Consider the following 21,952-nt stretch of genomic DNA (forward strand, 5'->3'; position numbering starts at 1 on the left):
GGGGGTTATTTCTTAAAGATTTTTAATTCCTCAACAAGAGGAAAGGCCACCCTATTAAAACAATAAATTAGTGCAAAACTACCAAATAATTCAAGAATATCTTGATATTCTTTATTTTCCCTTCCTAAATAAACTTCTATTTTTACCTCATTGCGAGCAATAAACTCAAGCCTTTCTTTATCCCATTGCCCAACATTAACCTTTTTATCTTTTTTTAAATATCCTTGATAAGGAGAATTTTGGTATATTGGCATAATATTTTGTCTATAAGCTTCTATATCAATTATTGGAGAAATTAGTAGTAATTTTTGCATACGCTTTTGTTTTTGTATCTGAGCAAAAACATATTCTGATGCCTCAAAACATCCATATCCAAGACCAATGACATCATAAAGACCATTCTTAAGGCCAAAAAATATCTCTTCTTCTTTCTCTAAGCAAAAATCGCTAAAAAACACTTACAACAACTCTTTAATTTGCATATAAGTTAAACTTTCATGCTCTAAGAGCTTCTCTGCAATTTTTAATATTTGCTTTTCGTATTTTTCTAAAAAAAGCAAATGCTTTGTTTTTAGAATCTCAAATGTATTTTTAACATCTTCAACCATAGAATATGAATGCATTGTTTCAATGATTTTTTGAGCTTCTAGTAAATCTGTTTTTCCTAGAGTAAAAGTTTCATTTTTCATAAACTTTAATCCAAAAATACCGCTTAGATAAAAACTAACACGTTTTTCTAGAAATTCTTGAGAAACAATACTTTGATCACTAAGAATTTTAAAATCGCTCAATAAGGAGCATTTTTCAAATTCAAAACCCAAAACAATTGCACTAATTGCTTTTGAAGCCTGATAAATTCCTAAAAGTTTTTTTTGCTCAAAATCAAGATTTTGATAAGTTTTTTTACCTAAAAAAACCTTATCTTTCAATATCAAAATATCTTGCAAAGTAATCACATCGCGCCCATTTTTAAGGGACAATAAAGCACTTTCATTTATTAAAGAAGCAATATTAGCCCCGCTAAAACCTGTGCAAATCTTTGCAACCTCACTCACATCAAAATCATATTTTTTATTTCTTAAATGTGTTTTTAAAATTTTTATCCTATCTTCAAGACTTGGTAATTCTAGATGGATTTTTCTATCAAATCTTCCACTTCTTAACAATGCCTCATCTAAGGTATCCGCCTGATTTGTAGCGCCTATGACAATAACTCCACTATTATCACCAAAGCCATCCATTTGTGTTAAAAGCTCATTAAGTGTTGATTCTCTCTCATCGCTTCTATTTCCTCCCCTAGCCTTTCCAACAGCATCAATCTCGTCAATAAAAATAATTGAAGGAGCATTCTTTTTTGCCAGAGAAAAAAGCTCTCGTATTTTTTTAGCCCCCATACCCGCGTAAATCTGAACAAAAGAAGAACCGCTTTGATAAAAAAATGGAACCTTAGCCTCATTTGCCATAGCTTTTGCAATCATTGTCTTTCCTATACCAGGAGGTCCAAAAAGCAATACTCCTTTTGGCATTAAAATGTTTAATTTTTGATATTTGGCAGGATTTCTTAAAAAATCTATCAAATCAACAAGCTCTTCTTTTGCTGCATCAATACCAGCAACATCATTAAAAGTTATCTCTGAACTTATAGGAATTACATCTAATCCATCTTTTTTAGAATCTCTATTATCTTGCATTGGCTTGCTATCATGTTGTGGTATTTTACTTCTTAAAAAATATAGCCCTAAAAATATTAAAAGCAAAAATACAAGCAACAAAACCCAAAAAGAATAATACCTTTTCTTATCAATCTTAAAATTTTTTAACATACTCTCATCTAATCCAATACGAGATACCTTAAAAATCTGATCATTAAGATTAAAATAAATATAGGAATGATTTGCAAAAATCTCTGAAGGGATTTGATTTTCAATAAGCCTATTTTCAAAATCTTTTTGACTTATAAGTATTGCATTATCCCTCATAACCAAAACAAGCAACAAAAAACTAAAAACAAAAATACCACATATTGCAACATAAAGGCTTCTTTTAGATTTCTGCATAATTCCCCTCTTGCATCACTTGATATTTATCTATTTTTAACCAAGTGTTTTGAATATTTTTTTCACTTTTAATAAAGATTCGATTAAAAAATTGATCAAGACCGCTATATCTTCCATCTTCTCCTCTTTCTACTAAAACTTCCAATATTGGCTTTTTATCTCTAAAAATAAAGTTTTTTTGATCAATTGCATCTTTTAATTCTCTTAATCTTCTTTTAGCACTAATACCATCAACACTATTTGGCATTGATGCTGATGGCGTATTATCTCTTGGGGAATAGATAAAAGGATGGATATGCGTCAAGGGCAATTTCAATAAATTACTATAGGCTTCTTGCCACATCTCTTCGGTTTCATAAGGATGTCCAACAATATAATCACTGCCTATAGCAAATCCTTTTTTTGCAATTTTTTCAAGTAAAATCAAATCACTTTCTACGCGATTTTGTCGATTCATAATCTCTAACATCTGATTATGAGTATATTGCAATGCTATATGTAAATGTTTTTCCAAAAAATCGCAATCAAGCAATTCTAAAAATTCAGAATCAATTTGGCTTGGCTCCAAACTTCCTACGCGAATACGCCTTATACTCGTATTTTTTGCAATTTCTTTAATCAGTCTTGCAATATTACTATCCAAATCCCTACCATAACTCCCCACATTAGTACCTGTAAGGACAATTTCACTTACCCCTTTTTGCGCGAGAATATCTACTTGTTTTAGAATATCTTTTTGCAAATAGCTTCTTGCAACACCCCTTACTGTAGGAATAATACAATAACTACAAGCAAAATTACATCCTTCTTGAATCTTAATAAATGCCCTAACCTTCCCAGAAAATTCGCTTACTACAGTTGTGTCTAAATGATTAGCATTCTCTTGCTCTTGGATAAAAAATCTAGTTTGTGAAGACAAAAATTCATCAATTTTTTCTTTATGCGTATGTCCAAAACTCCCAAAAATCAAATTTGCATCAAAAAGTTTTTGCCCTTGAGTTTTAACCCCACAGCCTGTAAGATAGATTTTTTTACCCTCTCTCTTCATTTTATTTACATAACTTCTCACACCAGCATCAGCACCATTAGTTACTGTGCAAGAATTTACAACAATAATATCTGCTTTTTCCTCATCTTCAATAATAGAAAAATTTTTTAAATTTGATCGCATTACCTGTGTATCAAAAAGATTTGTCCTGCAACCAAAGGTTTTAAAATAAACTTTCATCAATCCACCTCAATCGGATATGTTTGCACCATCTTGTTGCCAAAACCATCTGTACCATCTTTAATAAGTTTTGTCGTATTGTATGCAATCATAATGTCTTGCTCTTTTAAGATTCTCTCAATAATTTCTGCAGAAATTGCACTTCTTAAACTCAAAGTAGCATATGCATTAGTTTGATACCATACAGAAATTCTTATACCATTATGATCAATCAAACTAAAAGTTTTTGGCTCCACATTAGAATTTCTCAATGCATATTTATTACGCATTTTACTTAGCTGCTTTCTTGTAGTTTCTGTATATCCTTTGGAATATTTTGTTGCAACCTCATTTGCAATTTCACAAGCTTTGCTAACATTACTATCAAAAGTAATTGTAAAATCTACCCCATCCCAAACAGTTTTCATTCCACCATGAGTATAATTTGAAATCATTGTAGTAAAAATATAGTTATTTGGGATAAAAATAATCCTACCTGCCCTTCTATTATCCAAAAATGTCGTTAAAGTCACATCTTCATAAAGAGTAATTCTAAGCACAGAAATATCCAAAACATCGCCAACATAAATACAGCCATCTTTACTCACGCGGATTCTATCACCAACATGAACACTTCCACCAATTGTAATTACAAGCCATCCTAAAATGCTCATAAATAAATCTTTCATTGCGATAGCTAAACCAGCAGATGCAAAACCAAGCACAGCAACCAAATATGTTACATTTTCTAAATAAGCAAACAATAAAATTAAAACAATCACAGTAATGTTAAAAAAATTAATAATTTTTGAGGCCATATATGCACGCTCATTGTCGTGAATATATTTTCTAGTAAAAACTTTAAAAATAAATGCAATGCCAAAGCTAATCAAAACAGCAATTGCTATATAAATAAGTTTAAAAAGCTGATTTTTAATCTGCAAAGAAATCTTACTGATTATTTCTTGACTCTCTTTTGTGTAAATATCCGTAGTTGTTTTTAAGATATCCTGTGCAGATTGAAGCTCTAGTATTTTGCTTTGTGTTTGATAAATCTGATATTTTTTTGCATTTTTATCAATTTTATACACTTCTTGCAATAATTTATATTTTGCATTTAAAATACTAAGTGCATTATCTAAGGTATATTGATTACGCTCTAGATTTTTCTTTTGATTTTCAAGTTGTTTAATATAGCCAATACCACTGATGATAGAAAAAGGATTGCTAACATTTGGTATATCTGTAATTTCTGGCTTTTGAACCAGCTCTTTAAATGGATCGTCTTTATACTCATTTAAAAGTTGTAATTGCTTTTGCAATGTCTCAATCTGAGTTTCTAGTTGATGCTTTTTAAAAAGATTATCCGGAGAATTTGCCTGATTTTTATTTTTTTTCAATTCTTTTTCAAGCTGTTGTATTTGAATATATACTTTATTATAATTTTCAAAATTTGCGTATTTTCTTATCCAGATATTATTGCTTGATTGAATACTAGCATCTAATTCTTGAATCTGTCTTTCAATCTCTTCAATCCTATCCTCTTGTGCAAAAATAAAAAATATACTCAACAATATTAAGATAATTTTTTTCAAGCATAGACTCCTAAAACTTCTAAAAGTTTTTCTTTTTCTACATTATCCACTATTTTCATTTTACCAATTCCATTTGGAAGGATAAAACGCAAAGTATCATAACAAGTTTTTTTATCAATAAAAAACTTGTTATAAAATCCTTTTATATCACAAATCTTATATTGCAATAAAAGACAGTATTTTTCAAGCAAAAATTCAATTTTTTCTACTTCTTCTGGACTTAATAAACCTAATTTCAATGCCAATGAGTTTGCCATCTGCATTCCTATAGCCACAGCCTCTCCATGTAAAAATTTTTTATAACTTGTTTCAAGCTCAATCACATGAGCAAATGTATGACCATAATTAAGCCCCATTCTAATCCCATCTTCCCTTTCATCTTGCTCTACAATATCTGCTTTTAGCTTAATACTTTTTTTAATAGCTTCAGATAATACATCTAAATTATTTAAATTTTTCTCAAAAAGAAAATCAAAAAAAGCCCTATCAAAACAAATAGCAATTTTGAGTATTTCGGCAATACCTGCAAAAAATTCCCTTTGTTTCAGTGTTTTTAAAAACAATGGATTGACATAGACCTTTTTTGGTTGATGGAAGATTCCAATAAGATTTTTTCCAAAATGCGTGTTGATACCAGTCTTTCCACCTACAGATGCATCCACCTGTGCCAAAAGAGTTGTTGGAATATTAATAAAATCAATACCTCTCTGATAAATACCGCTTGCAAAACCAACCATATCACTAATGACACCACCACCCAAAGCAATCATTAAAGATTTTCTATCTAATTTATTAGTAAAAGCACAGTCTAATATTTGTTGAATAGTAGTGAAATCTTTATTTTCTTCCCGATCATCTACAATGCACTCAAAAACCTGTTGATGTGAAATTTTATTTTTTAAAAAAGCAAGATAGAATCCTGCGACATTATGACTAGTAACCACAAGCACTTTGCTATATTTTTTTTCAAAACTGATATTTTCAAACTCTCCAATACAAACCTTATAATCCCCATCTGCTGTATGTATTGTAATAAAATCATTTATCATCTATTTGTTCCAAAATAGGTATCAATATTTGAGGATGCTCATCTAGCATAAAAGAAATTTTTTCTACCTTTGTAGATAGGAAATTTAAAAATCCATGACCCGTTATACATTTTTCAAAAGGCAAAAAATGTAATAATGGCTCTTTAGTATCCTTGAGATAAATAATAGGATTCTTAGTATGTGTTTTGATTGTAGTAATTTTTTTATCAAATACACGCGAAAGATTTTCATAATCTTTTAAAATATCAATCTGATAATGTTTATCTGGATCAAAATCATAAATAATCATTCCTAGCTTTATTTGAATAGAAACATCAAAAATCACGGAAGAAATATTTTCTCCATCATTCATCTCCTCATTTAATACAACAATACTTTGTTTTAAGGTTCTAATATCCTTATAGCTTGTCTTGAACACAGGAATTGCACTATTAAATAAAACTTTTCTAATTCTTCTTTGCAAAAAGAATTTTTTTCCTACAACAATCATTCCTATCTTTTTCTTTAAATCTTCTTGAAACCTTGTGATAAAATCTGATACTTTATAATCAAAACTAACATCAATTCCCAAACACTCAAAAGTTTTTAATTGTTGCATTACTTCCACATCACTTGGATGCAAAACTACAATATAAAGCTTTGTATTTTTTAAATGCTCATGCAAAAATATAGCCTGCTCAATATCCCTCATAAGCTCATCAAAATCTTGCAGTATCATATCTACATATACATAAATATCTCTACCAAATGGTGCTGGGAATTGTCCAATATCACTTTTTACCTGATGATAAACTTGTGTTAAAACCCTAGGATCTCCGGCTACCAACAGCGTGTCTGTTGGCTGAATTACCAAAGAATAATTGCTTAATAAAAATTCATTTTGTCGATAAATTCCAACAATACGATAGTTTTTCTGCTGTATAGAACCTATGTGGCGATATGCAAAAACGCTACCAAAAGGGACATTAATCTCCATCACCTCTCCCAATCCCAAACCAAATCCTTGAGGAATTAAAGGAACATTTGGAAGCCTAGCTATCATTGCACCAGAAAGCAATATAGATTCATCAATAAAAAATGTCTTATCATTATTTTTATACTCTAGACTTTCTTGTGTATTTTTTACATTAAGCACTATCCTCACATCTCTATAATGCTTTTTTATAATCTCATAAATTACTTTTTTTTCTTCTACATTATCTGAAAGTATAAAGACATCACTTACTTCAGAATCTAAAATATTAAGAAGTTTATATGATGAAGTAGGATCAAAAAAATGAAAATGGCAACTACTTGGAATCTCTTCTGGCAAAAAACTCGAATCATTGGCTATTATGATATAATTATTGCTACTAAAATATTTTTCAAGCACGCTTTGCAAAAACTTTTTTGCTACAATTCCATCCAATATTAAAACAATTTTTTTCACTCTGATCCTTAAAGCCAAACCTAAAATATTAAAGTTTTACAATTATAGCAAAAGGTTATAAGAATGATTTTTAAAGTAGATAAAATCGATGGCAATGCAAGAGCCACAACCTTGCAAACCTATCATTCAACAATACATACACCTATTTTCATGCCCGTTGGAACTCAAGCTTGCGTAAAAGGACTTGATTTTTATGATCTAACAAATCATCTTGATACAAAAATTATTCTTGCCAATACCTATCATCTCTATCTAAGACCCTCATCTCCTTGCATTAAATCTTTAGGAGGATTACATCACTTTACAAAATACCCCAATAGCTTTTTGACTGATAGTGGTGGATTTCAAGCATTTAGCTTAAGCAACAACACAAAAAAAGATTCTCAGGGCATTTGGTTTAAATCACATATTGATGGTAGCAAACACTTCTTTACACCAAAAAAAGTGCTAGACATACAATATGAACTAAACAGTGATATCATGATGGTTTTAGATGATTTAGTAGGATTACCCGCAAGCAAAGAGAGAATCTTACAATCTGTAAAAACAACAACAAAATGGGCAGAAGAAAGTCTCTATTACCACAAAGAACAGCAAAGTCAAGGTTTGGGATTAAATAACAATCTCTTTGCAATCATCCAAGGGGGAAATAATAAAGAATTAAGAGAACAAAGTGCAAAGGAATTATGCGCACTTGAAGGTTTTGATGGATATGCAATTGGTGGTTTGGCTGTGGGAGAGAGTGCTGAAGAAATGTATGCATGCATTGAATATGTCAATGCCTTTACACCTCAACACAAACCCAGATATCTTATGGGCGTTGGAACTCCTGAAAATATCATCGAGGCTATTGATAGGGGTGTTGATATGTTTGATTGCGTAATGCCAAGTAGAAATGCAAGGAATGGAAGTTTATTTACAAGCTTTGGAAAAATCAATATCAAATCTTCTAGATACCATTTGGATACATTACCTATTGATGAAGCTTGCAAATGCTATACTTGTAGAAATTTTTCTAGAGCCTATCTGCACCATCTTTTTAGGGCAAATGAAATCACTTACTTTAGACTTGCAACGCTGCATAATCTTTATTATTATCTTGAGCTTACAAAATCAGCAAGAATGGCTATATTAAATAACCAATGGAATGACTTCAAAAAAGATTTTTACACAAAAAGACAAAATTAAAATTTATTTGACACTTTTTTCATTTTTTTTCTCAATAATACCTTATCCTTAAATCTAAGGATGGAATCAAATATCATTAAGGAGAAAATAATGAAAAAAGTTTTATTATCTTTTATTTTTTTAGGTTCACTAGCTTTTGCTCAAGAAGATGAAGCTCAAGTAGAAACAAAAGACACAGCAGCACCTACTGCTCAACAAATACAAGTTTGCTCACAAGGAAGTGCAAAAGAATGCAGAAAAATTGCGAATGCTCTTTATAAGGCAAAAGATTATGCAGAGGCTAAAAAATACTACAAAAGAGCTTGTGATTTAGGCGATAAAAAAAGCTGCCAAAAAGCACAATAACTCAAACTTCAAAACCCCAAAAGGGTTTTGAAGGCAATCAATCTTTCACTCTCCATATCAAGCGCTTTTATAACAATTACTCCATATGCACTCACACTAATCCCAGCATTTATTCCACTTGCCTTTACTTTTTCATATAAGCATTCAATATCCTGATGTTTATCCCATATAATGAGATTTAAATAATGTGTAAAACCATCAAACATACAAAATCCATCTAACTGTTGTTTTTTTGGATCTAAAAACATATTGTCAAGATATATCATTTTTTCATTGCAAAAAATACAAATTTTTGAAGCAAACTTGTTAAATTTAAAGACTTCATTACGACTAACTCTTCCTGCGCAAAATATTTCCCCATAATGCAATATAGAGTCATCTTCCAAATAAATATTAGTGTTATTTTCAAAGTGTGAATTATCAAATGGGATGGTGGGAAGAGGTGTAAAATTTAACAATGCATTTTCTTGCAAAACAATATTTGTATTCCTCAAAGCCTTACCATCTAAAGTATTATGAATCTTTTCATAACTCTGAGAAGAAAGTTTAACTTTAGTATTTTGACCTATATTTATATCTATTTTTTGACTATCTCCCTTCATCAATCCAGCAGAAACAGATAAAAGCATAATATTTGCAATATCTCCTTCATAGATAGGATCAATAATCTTTAATGGAGGAGTAAAATACATATGCTCAATAACACTTTTTCCATTAGCTCCAACTTTTGTTTTTAATTCTAAAAGTGTTTCTTGAGTAAAACTATTCATCAAGCCATATCCTCCAAAAGAGCATATTTTTTAATCCAATCAATCACTGCTTCAACTCCTTCTTTGGCTCTAATATTTGTAAAAATAAAAGGTTTATCTCCTCTCATCTTTAAAGAATCTCTACGCATTACCTCCAAATCTGCACCTACATATGGAGCAAGATCAATTTTATTGATGATTAGCAAATCAGACCTTGTAATTCCAGGACCACCCTTTCTAGGTATCTTATCTCCTTCTGCAACATCGATAACAAAAATACTAAAATCCGCTAATTCTGGACTAAAAGTAGCAGAAAGATTATCTCCTCCACTTTCTATAAACAAAATTTCTATATCCGGGAATCTTTGCATCATCTCTTCGACTGCTTCTAAATTCATCGATGCATCTTCTCTAATTGCAGTATGTGGGCAACCACCTGTCTCTACACCAATAATCCTCTCTCTAGGCATTACAGAATTTTTCGCCATAAATTCTGCATCTTCTTTAGTATAAATATCATTAGTAATAACACCTATTGAATAATCTTTACTCATCAATCTTGTTAGACACTCAATCAAAGCCGTCTTCCCGCTTCCAACAGGACCACAAATTCCAATTTTTACCATCTCTTTCTCCTTTTATGACATATATAATCTAGAATAAAGAACCTCATGTTGCATTGCTTTAATATCATTATGAACACTAGCATTGCAAAAATCTCTCCAATCTAAATCTTGCAATTTCAAATAAATCTGACAAAACTCTTGATGCAATGATGACAAAATAGCCTGTCCATCATTTTGTGATAAAGGTATAGTTTTTACACAATTTGTAACAATACTTGAAGCCTGAGCATACATATAATGTTTAATTGCTAATTCCATATCAATATCATATGACATACAAAAAACTCCATATGCACTTGCATGAACTGGTGTTTGTGTTTTTTGTGCATAGGATTGAAAAAAAATATTTTTTTCAAGATTCATTGCTTGAATTGTTTTAATAAATCTCTGCCCAAGCTTTAAACATCCTTCTCTCAACTCTCTTGGAGATGCTGAAACATTGATATACTCTTCAATTTTTAAAATCTCTTCTAAATCTTCTCTGCTATCAAAAATTAGCTTTATTGCCAAAAGATCTGTATGGAGTATTTGAGTGTTTAAATTTGAAATAATATATCTCAATGCATCGTGTTTAGTTTTAATGCTACCAAGCTGTATATAACTCTCTAAGCCAAAAGAATGCGTATATCCTCCGATAGGAAATAAAGAATCATTAACCTGCAATAACAAAAAATTCATTCTAATCCTTTTTAATGATTCTGACTTCAAAATCATTACTAATTTCTATTTTTTTTTGAATTTCAGAATGTGGCATACTCACACTCAATCTATCCTTAGAATCCAAAATAGAATCTTTAATCTCATATTGTATTTGCATTTTATCCAGCAAGATTTGCAAGGGTTTTTCAAATGGGGTTTGCAATTCCATTGCTTGAGTTCCAAAAAATAAGGGCAGATGCCTATTTCCTATCTCATAAACAATACGCACAATACTTGCCATATCTTTCATATAAAGATAAAGCACCTTAACAGGCCTAATTACAATTGCTATTATGCAGTCTTTTGATACATATAAAATATCCCCATGATTAAGACCATTTTGCGAGAAATTAGTAAGTTTCATACCAATCTCTCTACCTTGTGAGGTTTTTAATCGTGCTATTTTTTTTCTTGTATCATACCAATCAATCTCAATTGTATCGATATTAAGGGATTGTGTGTCATAATCCCTTAAATTTCCACAAATTTTTTCAGCTAGCATTTAACTCCAATATCCAGTTAAAATCAACCAAGCAGGAATCCAAGCAGTGAAAATACCCTCTAAAATTGCCAAATATGGAACAAATTTTAGCTCAATTTTTAATACACACTCTATCCATCCTGTAAGCCATAGGACACCCCAAGCTAACCAAATATATGCAAATACAATCCCCTCAAAAGTTCCATCATTATAGCTTAAGTATGCTGCGGGCAAGGAGTTGATTGCTACAAATAGGCTATACCACCCAAATGCTCTAGGATCCAACTTAAAAAGCTGATTACAAGCTACAAAAAGATATGTAAAACCAAACAATAAACCAGTGGCAGCAGCATAAAAATCATTGCGTCCACCACCATCAATATCGCCATGTATTATCACAATAATATTAGCAATAATTGAAAGCATTCCTACAAAAATATTCATCACAGAGGTTGTTTTACCATCAATCTTTGCAATTCTACAAATACCATTGTTGATTAAAACAATGGCTACATACATCAATACAATACCTAACATTATCTACCCCTTAAAATAAATTATAAAGTTGTCCCAAAGACACTTCATCAACAAATTTTGAAGTAATTTTTTTGCCTTCTACCTTAACTTCATAAGTTTCTGGATTTACCTCAATTGGCGTGATAACATCATTAAACTTCATATCTTTCTTTGTCACATTTCTACAATTTTTTACAGGAAGCAATGTTCTATCTAATCCAAAATTTTCTTTGATATTTAATTCGCAAGAAACTTTAGATACAAAAGTTACTCCACAATCATATTTTGCCTTACCAATACTTCCAAACATATCAGTATATACAATAGGTTCTGGCGTTGGAATAGAAGCATTAGAATCTCCCATTTTTGATGCCACAATCATTCCGCATTTAACAATAGTCTCTGGTTTTACACCAAACATACTTGGTTTCCAAAGAATTAAATCAGCAATTTTTCCAACTTCAATAGAGCCTACATACTCAGAAATTCCATGAGCAATAGCAGGGTTAATGGTATATTTTGATATATATCTTTTGATTCTAAAATTATCATTCTCGCCTGTTTCTTCTTTCAATCTTCCAAATTCTTTTTTGCATTTATCAGCAGTCTGCCAAGTCCTAGTGATAACCTCCCCTACTCTTCCCATTGCCTGAGAATCAGAGCTTGTAATAGAAAAAATTCCCATATCATGCAATGTATCCTCTGCTGCAATTGTTTCTGGCCTAATCCTACTATCCGCAAAAGCCACATCCTCTTTTATGTTTTTATCCAAGTGATGGCAAACCATCAGCATATCCAAATGTTCATCTGCTGTATTTTTTGTAAAAGGAATTGTAGGATTTGTAGATGCAGGCAATATATTTGCCTCCCCAGCCGCCTTAATAATATCTGGAGCATGTCCTCCACCAGCACCTTCTGTATGGAAAGTATGTATCGTTCTCCCCGCAATTGCATTTAAAGTATCCTCAATGCAACCCGCTTCATTTAAAGTGTCTGTATGGATTGCTACTTGCACATCATATTTTTCTGCAATATTTAAAGCATGGTTGATTGCTGCTGGTGTTGAACCCCAATCTTCATGCACCTTTAATCCCAAAGCTCCTGCCTTAATCTGCTCACCCAAAGCTTCTTCATTGGAGCTATTTCCCTTACCAAAAAAACCAAAATTCATTGCATATTCTTCTGTGGAGCGCAACATTTGCTTCATATGCCATTTTCCAGGAGTACAAGTTGTAGCAAAAGTTCCTGCTGCAGGACCAGTTCCACCACCTATCATTGTAGTAACACCACTATACAAGGCTGTAGGAATTTGTGTAGGAGAAATGTAATGAATATGTGTATCAATTCCACCTGCTGTAACAATCAATCCCTCTCCTGCAATAACCTCTGTTCCTGTACCAACAATCATATTATCATTTACACCATCTTGTGTATCCTTATTGCCAGCTTTTCCTATGCCCGCTATTTTTCCATCTTTTAAACCAATATCTGCCTTATAGATTCCAGTATAATCAATTATCATTGCATTAGTAATTACACTATCTAATTCATTTTCATTGCTACTAACGCTTTGTGCCATTCCATCACGAATAGTTTTGCCTCCACCAAACTTTATTTCCTCACCATAGATAGTAAAATCTTTTTCAATCTCTGCAAATAATTCAGTATCACCTAATCTTACCTTATCACCAACAGTTGGACCATACATTGAAGCATATTCTTTTCTTGAAATTTTTATCATTTTTTACTCCTTAATTGTTTTTATTTTATAAAGCCCTTAGCTTTTGCTTTTTCTAAAGCTCTCTTTTTATTATCCTCATTTATCTGCCCATTATTTAAATCATTAAAACCATAGATTCTCTGACTTCCGCCAAAATCTATAAGCCTCACAGTCTTGCTTTCTCCTGGCTCAAATCTAACAGAAGTTCCAGATGCAATATCCAATCTTTTTCCATAGGCTTTTTGTCTATCAAACTCTAAAAGTTTATTAGTTTCAAAAAAATGAAAGTGGGAGCCAACTTGAATAGGTCTATCGCCATTATTTACCACTTTAATCTCAATGGCTTCTTTTTTAGCATTTAAGATAATATCCTCATCTTTTAAGATATATTCTCCAGGGTTTAATCTACCATTATCTTCAATTGGAGTATGCACAGTAACTAATTTAGTTCCATCTCTAAAACTCACTTCTACTTGCACATCATGTATCATACTAGCTACACCATCCATTACATCTTCTGCCTTTAGGATTTGTTTCCCATAGCTCATAAGCTCAGCTACACTTTTTTTGCCTTCTCTTGCAAGCTCCATAATTTCCATACTAATTAAAGCAACAGCTTCAACATAATTAAGCTTAATGCCTCTTTCCTTACGCTTCTTGGCTAATTCTCCTGCATAATGCAATAGCATCTTGTCCATTTCTCTTGGCGTTAGTCTCATTTATTCTCCTTTTTTTAGTGTTTTTGGACTTTTATAGCTTCTTAATGCTATGAATCTATTAAACAACTATTTTGGATAATGATTTACAAATAATTCATTAAAAATTGACATTTACTTAATAATTTTAGTTTTTTAAGACAAGGAGTGAAGAGAATTATTGTGCAAAAACTACTTTGTAGTAATCCTGCAAAATATTTTGATATTTGATATCCTTAAAAGCCTCTGGATAACTCATCATAGCCACAAACAAAGCAATCAAAGGGGCTCTAGGTCCAGCTATATCCATTGATGGTAATTTAAAAACTTGATGGTTTTTGACTGCATTTATTGTTTGAAGTTGGGGATTTGTCAATATATCCTCTACTTTATAAGGGCTAAGCCACCACAAAAAAATAATATCAGGATTTTCTAAGATGATATTTTCTAAATTCATCTCACCCCTACCCTGTTTGATATATTTTTCTCCAATATTTACCACTCCACCATACTTTAAAATACTAGAATCTAAACTATCTTGCCCACTTACCTGATTTATCTTATGAAAAATTTCTAAGGCTTTTTTAGGCTTCTCTTTTTTAATTTTTTGTGAAATAAGTTTTAAAACCTCTTGCATTTTTAAGATTTTTATCTCAATCTCTTTTTCTTTATCAAAAATTTTTGCTTGAGTTTGTATATGAGAGATCACATCATCCATACTTTTACTTCTTAGTGCCAAAAAATTGATTCCAAACTTCTTTGCAAAAGTAATAGATTTTAAATCAGCAGGATATGTAACCACCATATCCACACCCATTGTTTGCAATCTCTCAATATCAATGCCTGCATAATGATCCGTAGGAAATTTAAGTATTTTTTCTAAAGGGGCAGTTTTTTTAACGATATCATCATCAAAAGCATAACTTGAGATTCCAACAACCCTATCCCAAATACCAAGCATTGCAGGAACTTCTATATGCGTGCTTAAATAAACTACTTTTTGAGGGACCCTATCAATTGTATGCTTACCAAAAAAATCTTCATATTCTATGCAAAATACCCTAGATACAATCAAAATAATTACAAAAAATCGCATAACCTAAAAGAATCTTCCTCCAAACTCTATAAAAAAACTTGCACCAAGACCACGATAATAATCATAATATTTTTCATTTGTAAAATTTAAAAAACTAAGAGTAATATAATTTTTATTTTTAAACTCATAACCTGTTTTTAAATTAAATATCACTCTTTCAGTAATATTTCCAAAATCAAACTTTGGAGTTATATTAGCTATGCTAGTAAAAGCACTACTTTGTGCCTTCATCTGCAAACTTCCATAAAACCCCTCCTTATCTCCTCCATAGTTTAAAGAAAATCCTCCCATATGCTTAGGTATAGATGCCATTTGATTCCCATTGTATTGAGGATTTTGTGGATCTTTTAATAAAATAGCATTGGTATAAGTATAATTTAGACTAATAGACAAATCTTTATAAATTTTTTGCTCTGCTTCAAGCTCAATCCCATTAAATCTGCTACGACCGCCATTTCTATTCACATAAGGATCATCAATACTCCCTGATCCACTCTTATAAATAGCATTATACATTTCAGTTTGATAATAATAAATCTTTATGATGCCTCCATAAGGATTTCTTTGCTCCACTCCTATATCATATTGCAGTCCATATTCTGGAGCCAATGTTGGATTGGATATCTGATTGTCTCCAGCATGAGCATGTGCAAACATCTGCCTTGTATTTGGTGCCCTAAAAGCCAATCCTATTGAACCCTTAAAGGTAGTATATGCCCAAGGGTTATAATTTATGGCAAATTTTGGAGAAGGAAAAAATTCATTACTGCCATCAAAAGTTTTTAAACTAGGATCTGTAGAAGTAATATCAAAAGTACTCATATTAAAATTTTTCCAATAATCTATCCTTAATCCCAAATTAGTAGAAAGATAAGAATTCCATTTTGCCTGCCAACTTGCAAAAAGTGCCAAAGTATAAGCAGCGCTAGTATCCTTACTCCAAGTGCCATCATAATTTTTCCAAAATTGCTTTGCAGCATAATTGCTTGAATAATTTCTCTCATTTATAGAACTCATTATCCTTGCTTGAAATCCGCTTACAATAGAGTGATTTTTGTTTATCTGACTTGAATAAGTAATATCAAGATAGTTACTAGAAGCAAAATTATCCGAACTACTTCCTCTACCTCCAAAAATATATGAATTCTTTCCTTCTGTGATGACATTTTTATTTGGGCCAGAGCAATTTGTGCCATTACATCCATCATCCCAATAATTTATTAAATTCACACTTGCTAATGTAATATTTAAAAATGTCTCATCATTAAAATAGTATTTATGAGATAAAGATCCCAAAAAATTATACTCTTGCCTAAAGCCTGCCCATCCAGAACCTATAAACGGATTATAATAACTATTAGAAGATCCGCTACTACCTTTAATGTCATAACCAAAAACCGTCCCATTAGAATCTTTTAAATAAGAAATGGGATCATGTTGATTTTCTGTAATCGTAGAAATATTAAAACTAATACTTGTGGTATTTGCCTCATTCCAATCATATTCTGCCTTTATCCTTGCATCTTGTGTCAGATATGCTGTTCTTCCTACCCAACCCACCATCATTCCATTTTGCAAAGTGCTTCCATTATTTAAAGTAACATCCGTATTTGTGCCAGTGCTCAAACCCTTAGCGACAGCAGGAACTCTATAAGCACCATCACTTGTATTAAAAGCATAGCTTGCCCTAACCCTTAAACGATGATCTAAAAAAACATTACCTAAACTTACATATCCTCTTACAAGATTTTTTTCCGCACCATTTGTAATAATTTCATTACCATAACCAATACTAGCCTGACCCTCAAGCCTTGTTGGCATCTTTGTAATAAAATTTATCACACCGCCAACTCCTCCTGCACCATAAAGACTTGAGAAAGAACCCCTTACAATTTCTACTCTATCAATATCATAAGGACTAATGGATTGCAAGATTCTAAATTCCCCTTCTAAATCATTTAAAATAACTCCATCAAGCATTATTATAGTTCCATAAGGAATCCCTCTCATAAAAACTTGAGGTCTTCCATTGTATCCTGCTTCCTTATCAATCCTCACACCAGAAGCCTTACCTATAATATCACTCATTTGCTTAGCATTTTGTAGTTTTATCTGCTTTTGTGTGATGGCACTTATATTTCCAGGAGCTTCTGAAATTAGTGTTGGAATACGATTTGAAGTCTCTACAATAGCTTCTAATTCTTTAGAGTTATCTAAAGCAAGCAATGTGCAACCCATACTCAAAAAACAAATAAATCTTTTTTTCATAAGAAACCTTTAAGAATTGTAATATTTTTTTATTATTAGTAATACTACATTAAAAAACACTAACTTGTCAAAAAATATTAAAAAATTGCCAAATTATTAAAATAAGAATCCAATATAAAATCTTTAATATGCTAGAATGCACCCTATGATTTGTATTTTTGATATCGAGACCATTCCTGATGTTAAGCTATTAAGGCAGATGTATCCTCAAGAGAATTTAAATAATCTAGAGCTTTGTGAAAAAGCCTTTCTTACACAAAAAGAAAAAAGTGGTAGTGAATTCTTACCCCTACACTTACATAAAATTGTGGCAATCTCTAGTGTCATTGCTGATGAATATGGCAGATTCTTAAAAGTAGGTAACTTTGGTAAAAATGATAATGAGCAATCCATCATTAGTGATTTTCTCGCATTTATTGATAAAAAAAATCCAAAACTTGTCAGCTATAATGGAAGAAATTTTGATATCCCTACAATAATGCTTAGAGCAATGTCATACAATCTTAGTGCAACAGCGTATTATGAAACTGATAATGCACAATTTAACAAAAATAAATGGGAAAATTATCGCCAACGCTATAGCGAAAGATTCCATACAGATTTGCTAGATACCCTAAGTCATTTTGGGAGCATTAGAGGAATGCATCTAGATGATATTTGCTTAATGCTAGGCCTACCAGGAAAATATGATATTAGCGGGGATTTTGTCCATCAAATCTACTATGAGGATTCTGCTAACTTTAATCAAAATATCCAAAGAATACAAGATTATTGCCAAAGTGATGTTTTAAATACCTATTGGCTCTATCTCAAATATGAGCTTCTTAAGGGCTCTTTATTGCTAGGAGATTACTATTCTATTCTGCAAGATTTTGCCTCAAAAATACCGCAAGATAAGCCATATTACAAAGTTTTCCATCAAGCCATATTAAAAGAATTAGAAAATGCAAAATGAAAAAAAACTTCTTGCAGAAGAGATACAAAGTCTTCTCAATCGCTTAGAAAAAACCCCAAGCACTTTTATTGATGAACATATTTTACAAGATTTAGATATTGATACCTTAGAGCACATCAAAGAATATCTTCTTCAAAAAATAGATGATTGTATTGATAAAGAATGGCTTTTTGGCTTAGCTGATGATAAAAAATAAAGGAGATTTATTGCAATGGAAAGTATAACCTTACACAATCCTTTGGATATGCATTTACACTTAAGAGAAGGAGAAATACTCAAAACTATTCTACCTTATAGCACTGATACTTTTTTAGGTGCAGTGGTGATGCCAAATCTCAAACAACCCATCACAGACACAAGACTTGCAGAAGCATATTATGAAACAATCAAAAAAATTGCAAATGATTTTAATCCAATCATGACAATTTATTTAACAAATGATTTAAAAAAGCAAGATTTACAACAAGCAATTTCAAAAGGCTTTAAGATTCTAAAACTTTATCCAAAAGGTTCTACTACAAATTCTTCAAATGGGGTAGAAAACATTTTAGATCATAAAATGCAACAAATACTAGAAATTGCACAAGATTTAGGGTTTATTCTAAGCATACACGCAGAAAGCTCTGGCTTTAGTCTTGATAGAGAATATGAATTTTTGAAAGTTTTTGAATACCTCTCACAAACCTTTCCAAAACTAAAAATCATTCTAGAGCACATGAGTGATCATCGAAGCATAAAGGTGCTAGATTCTTTTGAAAACATCTTTGCCACTTTGACTTTGCATCATATTACTATGGATTTAGATGACTTGCTAGGAAAGGGTTTAAATCCTCATTACTTTTGCAAACCCATACTAAAAACAAAAAAAGATAAAGAGATGTTATTAAATCTTGCTATCACTGCACACCCAAAAGTGTCTTTTGGTTCTGATAGTGCTCCACATCTTTTATCTACCAAACTATCCTCAAATGCTTCTGCTGGGATTTTCTCTGCACCATTTCTACTTGAAAGCCTAGCTGAGCTTTTTGAAAAGCACAATGCTCTAGCAAATCTTCAAAAATTTATCAGCGATAATGCTTTCAAAAATTACAATCTTTCCTTTAAAAATCAAAAAACCATAGTATTAAAAAAGCAACCTTGTATTATTCCAGAAAGCATTGCTTGTATGGATGATAAAATCATTCCATTGCACGCTGGTAAAACACTACAATGGAGTTTAGATAAGTCCTAGCAAATTCTAGGCAATAGCTCACCTTGAGGATAATCCAAAAACCTCTTGCTTCCCCAAGGATTTTCTAGTATTACTCTTGGAATCTGTGTTATTTTTTTTGTCATTTTTCCAATAATACTTGCATTTTTTCCATCAGGATGTGCCCTTAATAATGCCAATACCTCATTAGCAAACTCTCTTGGAGTAGCAATCAAACAAACCCCCTCATTCGCAAGACTATAAGCCTCTAGCCCAAGTATCTCACAGATTCCTTGCACTTCATCATCTATTTTCACTTCTTGTTCATTGATAGCAATATCCATTTGAGAGGCTTCTGCCCATTCATTTAAGACACAAGCCAACCCACCCCTTGTCGCATCTCTTAGAGTATGGATAGGGATTTTTTTCTCAAAAATAGGTTTTAGCATTGCATAAAGTTGCTTGCAATCACTTTGCAGATTGGAAGAAATGCCTATTTCATTTCTCGCACAAAAAATTACACCTCCATGATTACCTATACTACCACTTAAAATAATCACATCATCTTCTGCTAATTTCTTGATACTTACATCACTCACAACTTCTCCGATTGCAGTAGTATTGATAAAAATTTTATCCACGCTGCCCTTACCGACAACTTTTGTGTCTGCTGATAATATTTTTAGATTTGTTTTTAACAATTCATTTCTCATAGAATCTAATATTTTCTCTAGCAATGCAATCTCTAGCCCCTCTTCCATAATAAAGCCTAAAGTTATAAATTTTGGTATTGCACCCATCATTGCTACATCATTGCTGCTTCCACAAATACTAAGCTTACCAATATCACCCCCAGCAAAAAACAAAGGGCTTACCACAAAAGAATCTGTGCTTGTAGCATACTTTTTTGCATCTGATAAAAACACTCCCCCATCTTCCCCATCACTAATAAGAAAATCTCCAAGATATTTTTTAAAAACCTTTTGTATCAATTCATTTGTCTGCACACCGCCACTTCCGTGTGCCATTTGTATTGTTTGCATTTTATACCTTTTTTGTGTTATATTCTTAAATCTAGAAATAATACAAGAAATTTAAAAATAAAAATGAAGTTAAAAATCTTATTTTTTACTATTTTATTGCTTTTTAGTGGATGTGCTACTATCTTTGATATCACTCCAAATCAAAGTTTTAATTTTTCTCAAGGTAAAAAGGTTTTATTCTCCAAGAAACAACACTCTGAGGTAAAACTAGAATTAGCTCAAGATACTTATACTAAAAATACCCCCATTTTATTTTTTATTGAAGCAAAATCAGATGATTTTATTTTAGATATTTCAGATATTACATTACACCAAGATACAAAGATTTACACCCCATTATCTGCTAATGCTATTTTAAATAGTGGATATAACTTCAAGATAAGCTTACAAAATTTTAATATACCCACTCCCCCAATCACCTCAAATAATTATCAACCAAGCTTTATTTTTACTCCATATGGAAATATTTTTTTCATTAGTAAAAACTATGATGATTCTTATTTTAAAGAAGCAGAATTCAGCAGGCGTATTGTTTTTGCAAATTATCTCAAAAAGACAACTCTAAATGCCAAAGAGTTTTTAGGTGGTTTTATTGCCTTTATACCCAAAGATATTCATGATGGAAAAATAGAAATTAGGATAAAGATACAAAAAGAAGAACATATCTTTTCTTTCAATCTCTCTATAAATTAAGCTAACCCCTCCTCCATTCTCTTTCCCTCTCCAACCACCACTTAAACTAAGGAGTTTTGTCATAAAACTTTAAGATTTGATTTTAAGATTAAAGAGTTTTGTTATTTCTCTTTTATCTTTAAAGCTTAAAGTATTGTTTTATTTCTTTTTGTTTTAGTTTGTTTAAAACAAAAAAATTATAAAGTGAAAAGTAAAAAATAAAATAAAAAATATAAAAATGTTTAAGTGGTGGCAGGAGAAGGAAAAATCTTTTTTTGTTTTCTTCTTCTGCTTAGTTTTAATTAAAAATACTTTTTAATACTTTTAATTAATACTTTTAATTTCTTTTTTAATTATTATTCTTCATACTTCT

22 protein-coding genes are annotated in these 21,952 nt (G+C 31.4%); 6 read left to right on the forward strand and 16 right to left on the reverse strand.

The annotated features are described in order from the left end of the window. Positions 1-5 precede the first annotated feature (5 nt). Genes CQA57_RS01675 through CQA57_RS01700 form a run of 6 tightly spaced genes read right to left on the reverse strand, consistent with a single transcriptional unit; the run spans position 6 to position 7,337 of the window. A complete protein-coding gene (locus CQA57_RS01675) occupies positions 6-458 on the reverse strand; it encodes a hypothetical protein (RefSeq protein WP_115578498.1) in 453 nt (150 codons plus the stop codon). Continuing rightward, positions 459-2,057, reverse strand: a complete 1,599-nt coding sequence (locus CQA57_RS01680; RefSeq protein WP_115578499.1) for an AAA family ATPase — start codon at positions 2,055-2,057, stop codon at positions 459-461. Next, positions 2,044-3,288 (reverse strand): tRNA (N(6)-L-threonylcarbamoyladenosine(37)-C(2))-methylthiotransferase MtaB, encoded by a 1,245-nt coding sequence (gene mtaB / locus CQA57_RS01685; protein ID WP_211305531.1) that lies wholly within the window; start codon positions 3,286-3,288, stop codon positions 2,044-2,046. The genes CQA57_RS01680 and mtaB overlap by 14 nt, the downstream gene beginning before the upstream one ends. After that, positions 3,285-4,850, reverse strand: coding sequence for a mechanosensitive ion channel domain-containing protein (locus CQA57_RS01690; protein ID WP_170126800.1), 1,566 nt, complete (start codon positions 4,848-4,850; stop codon positions 3,285-3,287). Before CQA57_RS01690 ends, mtaB begins: the two co-directional genes overlap by 4 nt. Before the next feature lie 5 nt (positions 4,851-4,855). After that, complete coding sequence (gene aroB, locus CQA57_RS01695) at positions 4,856-5,908, reverse strand: 3-dehydroquinate synthase (protein WP_115578502.1); 1,053 nt, start codon at positions 5,906-5,908, stop codon at positions 4,856-4,858. Then, positions 5,898-7,337 carry a COG3400 family protein gene (locus CQA57_RS01700; protein WP_115578503.1) on the reverse strand — a complete coding sequence of 480 codons (1,440 nt, stop codon included), beginning with the start codon at positions 7,335-7,337 and terminating at the stop codon, positions 5,898-5,900. The genes aroB and CQA57_RS01700 overlap by 11 nt, the downstream gene beginning before the upstream one ends. Before the next feature lie 63 nt (positions 7,338-7,400). Between CQA57_RS01700 and tgt the strand changes: the two genes are divergently transcribed. Together tgt and CQA57_RS01710 are read left to right on the forward strand one after the other, a co-directional pair. Further along, positions 7,401-8,525: a tRNA guanosine(34) transglycosylase Tgt gene (gene tgt / locus CQA57_RS01705; protein ID WP_115578504.1), complete on the forward strand. Its 1,125-nt coding sequence runs from the start codon at positions 7,401-7,403 to the stop codon at positions 8,523-8,525. Positions 8,526-8,615: 90 nt separating this feature from the next. Further along, the gene (locus CQA57_RS01710; RefSeq protein WP_115578505.1) at positions 8,616-8,870 is read left to right on the forward strand and encodes a tetratricopeptide repeat protein; all 255 of its coding nucleotides are present in this window, start codon (positions 8,616-8,618) and stop codon (positions 8,868-8,870) included. Positions 8,871-8,878: 8 nt separating this feature from the next. On the opposite strand, the gene CQA57_RS01715 is transcribed toward CQA57_RS01710, so the two are convergent. The 9 genes from CQA57_RS01715 to CQA57_RS01755 form a co-directional block, all read right to left on the reverse strand. Then, positions 8,879-9,640: an urease accessory protein UreD gene (locus CQA57_RS01715; RefSeq protein WP_115578506.1), complete on the reverse strand. Its 762-nt coding sequence runs from the start codon at positions 9,638-9,640 to the stop codon at positions 8,879-8,881. Beyond that, positions 9,640-10,245, reverse strand: coding sequence for an urease accessory protein UreG (gene ureG, locus CQA57_RS01720; protein WP_115578507.1), 606 nt, complete (start codon positions 10,243-10,245; stop codon positions 9,640-9,642). The genes CQA57_RS01715 and ureG overlap by 1 nt, the downstream gene beginning before the upstream one ends. Positions 10,246-10,257: 12 nt before the next feature. After that, a complete protein-coding gene (locus CQA57_RS01725) occupies positions 10,258-10,923 on the reverse strand; it encodes an urease accessory protein UreF (RefSeq protein ID WP_115578508.1) in 666 nt (221 codons plus the stop codon). 1 nt (position 10,924) lies between these two features. After that, entirely contained in the window at positions 10,925-11,446 is a 522-nt protein-coding gene (gene ureE / locus CQA57_RS01730) for an urease accessory protein UreE (protein ID WP_115578509.1), read from the reverse strand. Continuing rightward, on the reverse strand, positions 11,447-11,962 hold the full coding sequence (locus CQA57_RS01735) for an AmiS/UreI family transporter (RefSeq protein WP_115578510.1): 516 nt from the start codon (positions 11,960-11,962) through the stop codon (positions 11,447-11,449). A 10-nt stretch (positions 11,963-11,972) separates the two neighbouring features. Beyond that, a complete protein-coding gene (gene ureB / locus CQA57_RS01740) occupies positions 11,973-13,682 on the reverse strand; it encodes an urease subunit beta (protein ID WP_115578511.1) in 1,710 nt (569 codons plus the stop codon). A 20-nt stretch (positions 13,683-13,702) separates the two neighbouring features. Further along, on the reverse strand, positions 13,703-14,380 hold the full coding sequence (gene ureA, locus CQA57_RS01745) for an urease subunit alpha (RefSeq protein WP_115578512.1): 678 nt from the start codon (positions 14,378-14,380) through the stop codon (positions 13,703-13,705). Between the two features lie 154 nt (positions 14,381-14,534). Then, entirely contained in the window at positions 14,535-15,452 is a 918-nt protein-coding gene (locus CQA57_RS01750; protein WP_115578513.1) for an ABC transporter substrate-binding protein, read from the reverse strand. Between the two features lie 3 nt (positions 15,453-15,455). Next, on the reverse strand, positions 15,456-17,720 hold the full coding sequence (locus CQA57_RS01755; protein WP_115578514.1) for a TonB-dependent receptor: 2,265 nt from the start codon (positions 17,718-17,720) through the stop codon (positions 15,456-15,458). 145 nt (positions 17,721-17,865) lie between these two features. Between CQA57_RS01755 and CQA57_RS01760 the strand changes: the two genes are divergently transcribed. Genes CQA57_RS01760 through pyrC form a run of 3 tightly spaced genes read left to right on the forward strand, consistent with a single transcriptional unit; the run spans position 17,866 to position 19,906 of the window. Next, complete coding sequence (locus CQA57_RS01760; protein ID WP_115578515.1) at positions 17,866-18,675, forward strand: 3'-5' exonuclease; 810 nt, start codon at positions 17,866-17,868, stop codon at positions 18,673-18,675. Next, positions 18,665-18,871 carry a hypothetical protein gene (locus tag CQA57_RS01765; protein WP_115578516.1) on the forward strand — a complete coding sequence of 69 codons (207 nt, stop codon included), beginning with the start codon at positions 18,665-18,667 and terminating at the stop codon, positions 18,869-18,871. Before CQA57_RS01760 ends, CQA57_RS01765 begins: the two co-directional genes overlap by 11 nt. A 15-nt stretch (positions 18,872-18,886) precedes the next feature. After that, a complete protein-coding gene (gene pyrC, locus CQA57_RS01770) occupies positions 18,887-19,906 on the forward strand; it encodes a dihydroorotase (protein WP_115578517.1) in 1,020 nt (339 codons plus the stop codon). Here pyrC and hypE read toward each other — a convergent pair. Beyond that, on the reverse strand, positions 19,903-20,907 hold the full coding sequence (gene hypE, locus CQA57_RS01775) for a hydrogenase expression/formation protein HypE (RefSeq protein WP_115578518.1): 1,005 nt from the start codon (positions 20,905-20,907) through the stop codon (positions 19,903-19,905). The genes pyrC and hypE overlap by 4 nt on opposite strands. Before the next feature lie 63 nt (positions 20,908-20,970). Between hypE and CQA57_RS01780 the strand changes: the two genes are divergently transcribed. After that, positions 20,971-21,600: a hypothetical protein gene (locus tag CQA57_RS01780; protein ID WP_115578519.1), complete on the forward strand. Its 630-nt coding sequence runs from the start codon at positions 20,971-20,973 to the stop codon at positions 21,598-21,600. Positions 21,601-21,952: the final 352 nt, after the last annotated feature.

Origin of the sequence: Helicobacter anseris (genome assembly GCF_003364335.1) — a bacterium.
Taxonomy (GTDB): domain Bacteria; phylum Campylobacterota; class Campylobacteria; order Campylobacterales; family Helicobacteraceae; genus Helicobacter_H; species Helicobacter_H anseris.

Excerpts from the sequence above, each read along its gene's own strand:
- CQA57_RS01680 (WP_115578499.1), bottom strand. The coding sequence starts at position 2,057 with ATGCAGAAATCTAAAAGAAGCCTTTATGTTGCAATATGTGGTATTTTT.
- aroB (WP_115578502.1), bottom strand. The coding sequence starts at position 5,908 with ATGATAAATGATTTTATTACAATACATACAGCAGATGGGGATTATAAG.
- tgt (WP_115578504.1), top strand. The coding sequence starts at position 7,401 with ATGATTTTTAAAGTAGATAAAATCGATGGCAATGCAAGAGCCACAACC.
- CQA57_RS01710 (WP_115578505.1), top strand. The coding sequence starts at position 8,616 with ATGAAAAAAGTTTTATTATCTTTTATTTTTTTAGGTTCACTAGCTTTT.
- CQA57_RS01715 (WP_115578506.1), bottom strand. The coding sequence starts at position 9,640 with ATGAATAGTTTTACTCAAGAAACACTTTTAGAATTAAAAACAAAAGTT.
- ureG (WP_115578507.1), bottom strand. The coding sequence starts at position 10,245 with ATGGTAAAAATTGGAATTTGTGGTCCTGTTGGAAGCGGGAAGACGGCT.
- CQA57_RS01725 (WP_115578508.1), bottom strand. The coding sequence starts at position 10,923 with ATGAATTTTTTGTTATTGCAGGTTAATGATTCTTTATTTCCTATCGGA.
- ureE (WP_115578509.1), bottom strand. The coding sequence starts at position 11,446 with ATGCTAGCTGAAAAAATTTGTGGAAATTTAAGGGATTATGACACACAA.
- CQA57_RS01735 (WP_115578510.1), bottom strand. The coding sequence starts at position 11,962 with ATGTTAGGTATTGTATTGATGTATGTAGCCATTGTTTTAATCAACAAT.
- ureB (WP_115578511.1), bottom strand. The coding sequence starts at position 13,682 with ATGATAAAAATTTCAAGAAAAGAATATGCTTCAATGTATGGTCCAACT.
- ureA (WP_115578512.1), bottom strand. The coding sequence starts at position 14,380 with ATGAGACTAACGCCAAGAGAAATGGACAAGATGCTATTGCATTATGCA.
- CQA57_RS01750 (WP_115578513.1), bottom strand. The coding sequence starts at position 15,452 with ATGCGATTTTTTGTAATTATTTTGATTGTATCTAGGGTATTTTGCATA.
- CQA57_RS01755 (WP_115578514.1), bottom strand. The coding sequence starts at position 17,720 with ATGAAAAAAAGATTTATTTGTTTTTTGAGTATGGGTTGCACATTGCTT.
- CQA57_RS01760 (WP_115578515.1), top strand. The coding sequence starts at position 17,866 with ATGATTTGTATTTTTGATATCGAGACCATTCCTGATGTTAAGCTATTA.
- CQA57_RS01765 (WP_115578516.1), top strand. The coding sequence starts at position 18,665 with ATGCAAAATGAAAAAAAACTTCTTGCAGAAGAGATACAAAGTCTTCTC.
- pyrC (WP_115578517.1), top strand. The coding sequence starts at position 18,887 with ATGGAAAGTATAACCTTACACAATCCTTTGGATATGCATTTACACTTA.
- hypE (WP_115578518.1), bottom strand. The coding sequence starts at position 20,907 with ATGCAAACAATACAAATGGCACACGGAAGTGGCGGTGTGCAGACAAAT.
- CQA57_RS01780 (WP_115578519.1), top strand. The coding sequence starts at position 20,971 with ATGAAGTTAAAAATCTTATTTTTTACTATTTTATTGCTTTTTAGTGGA.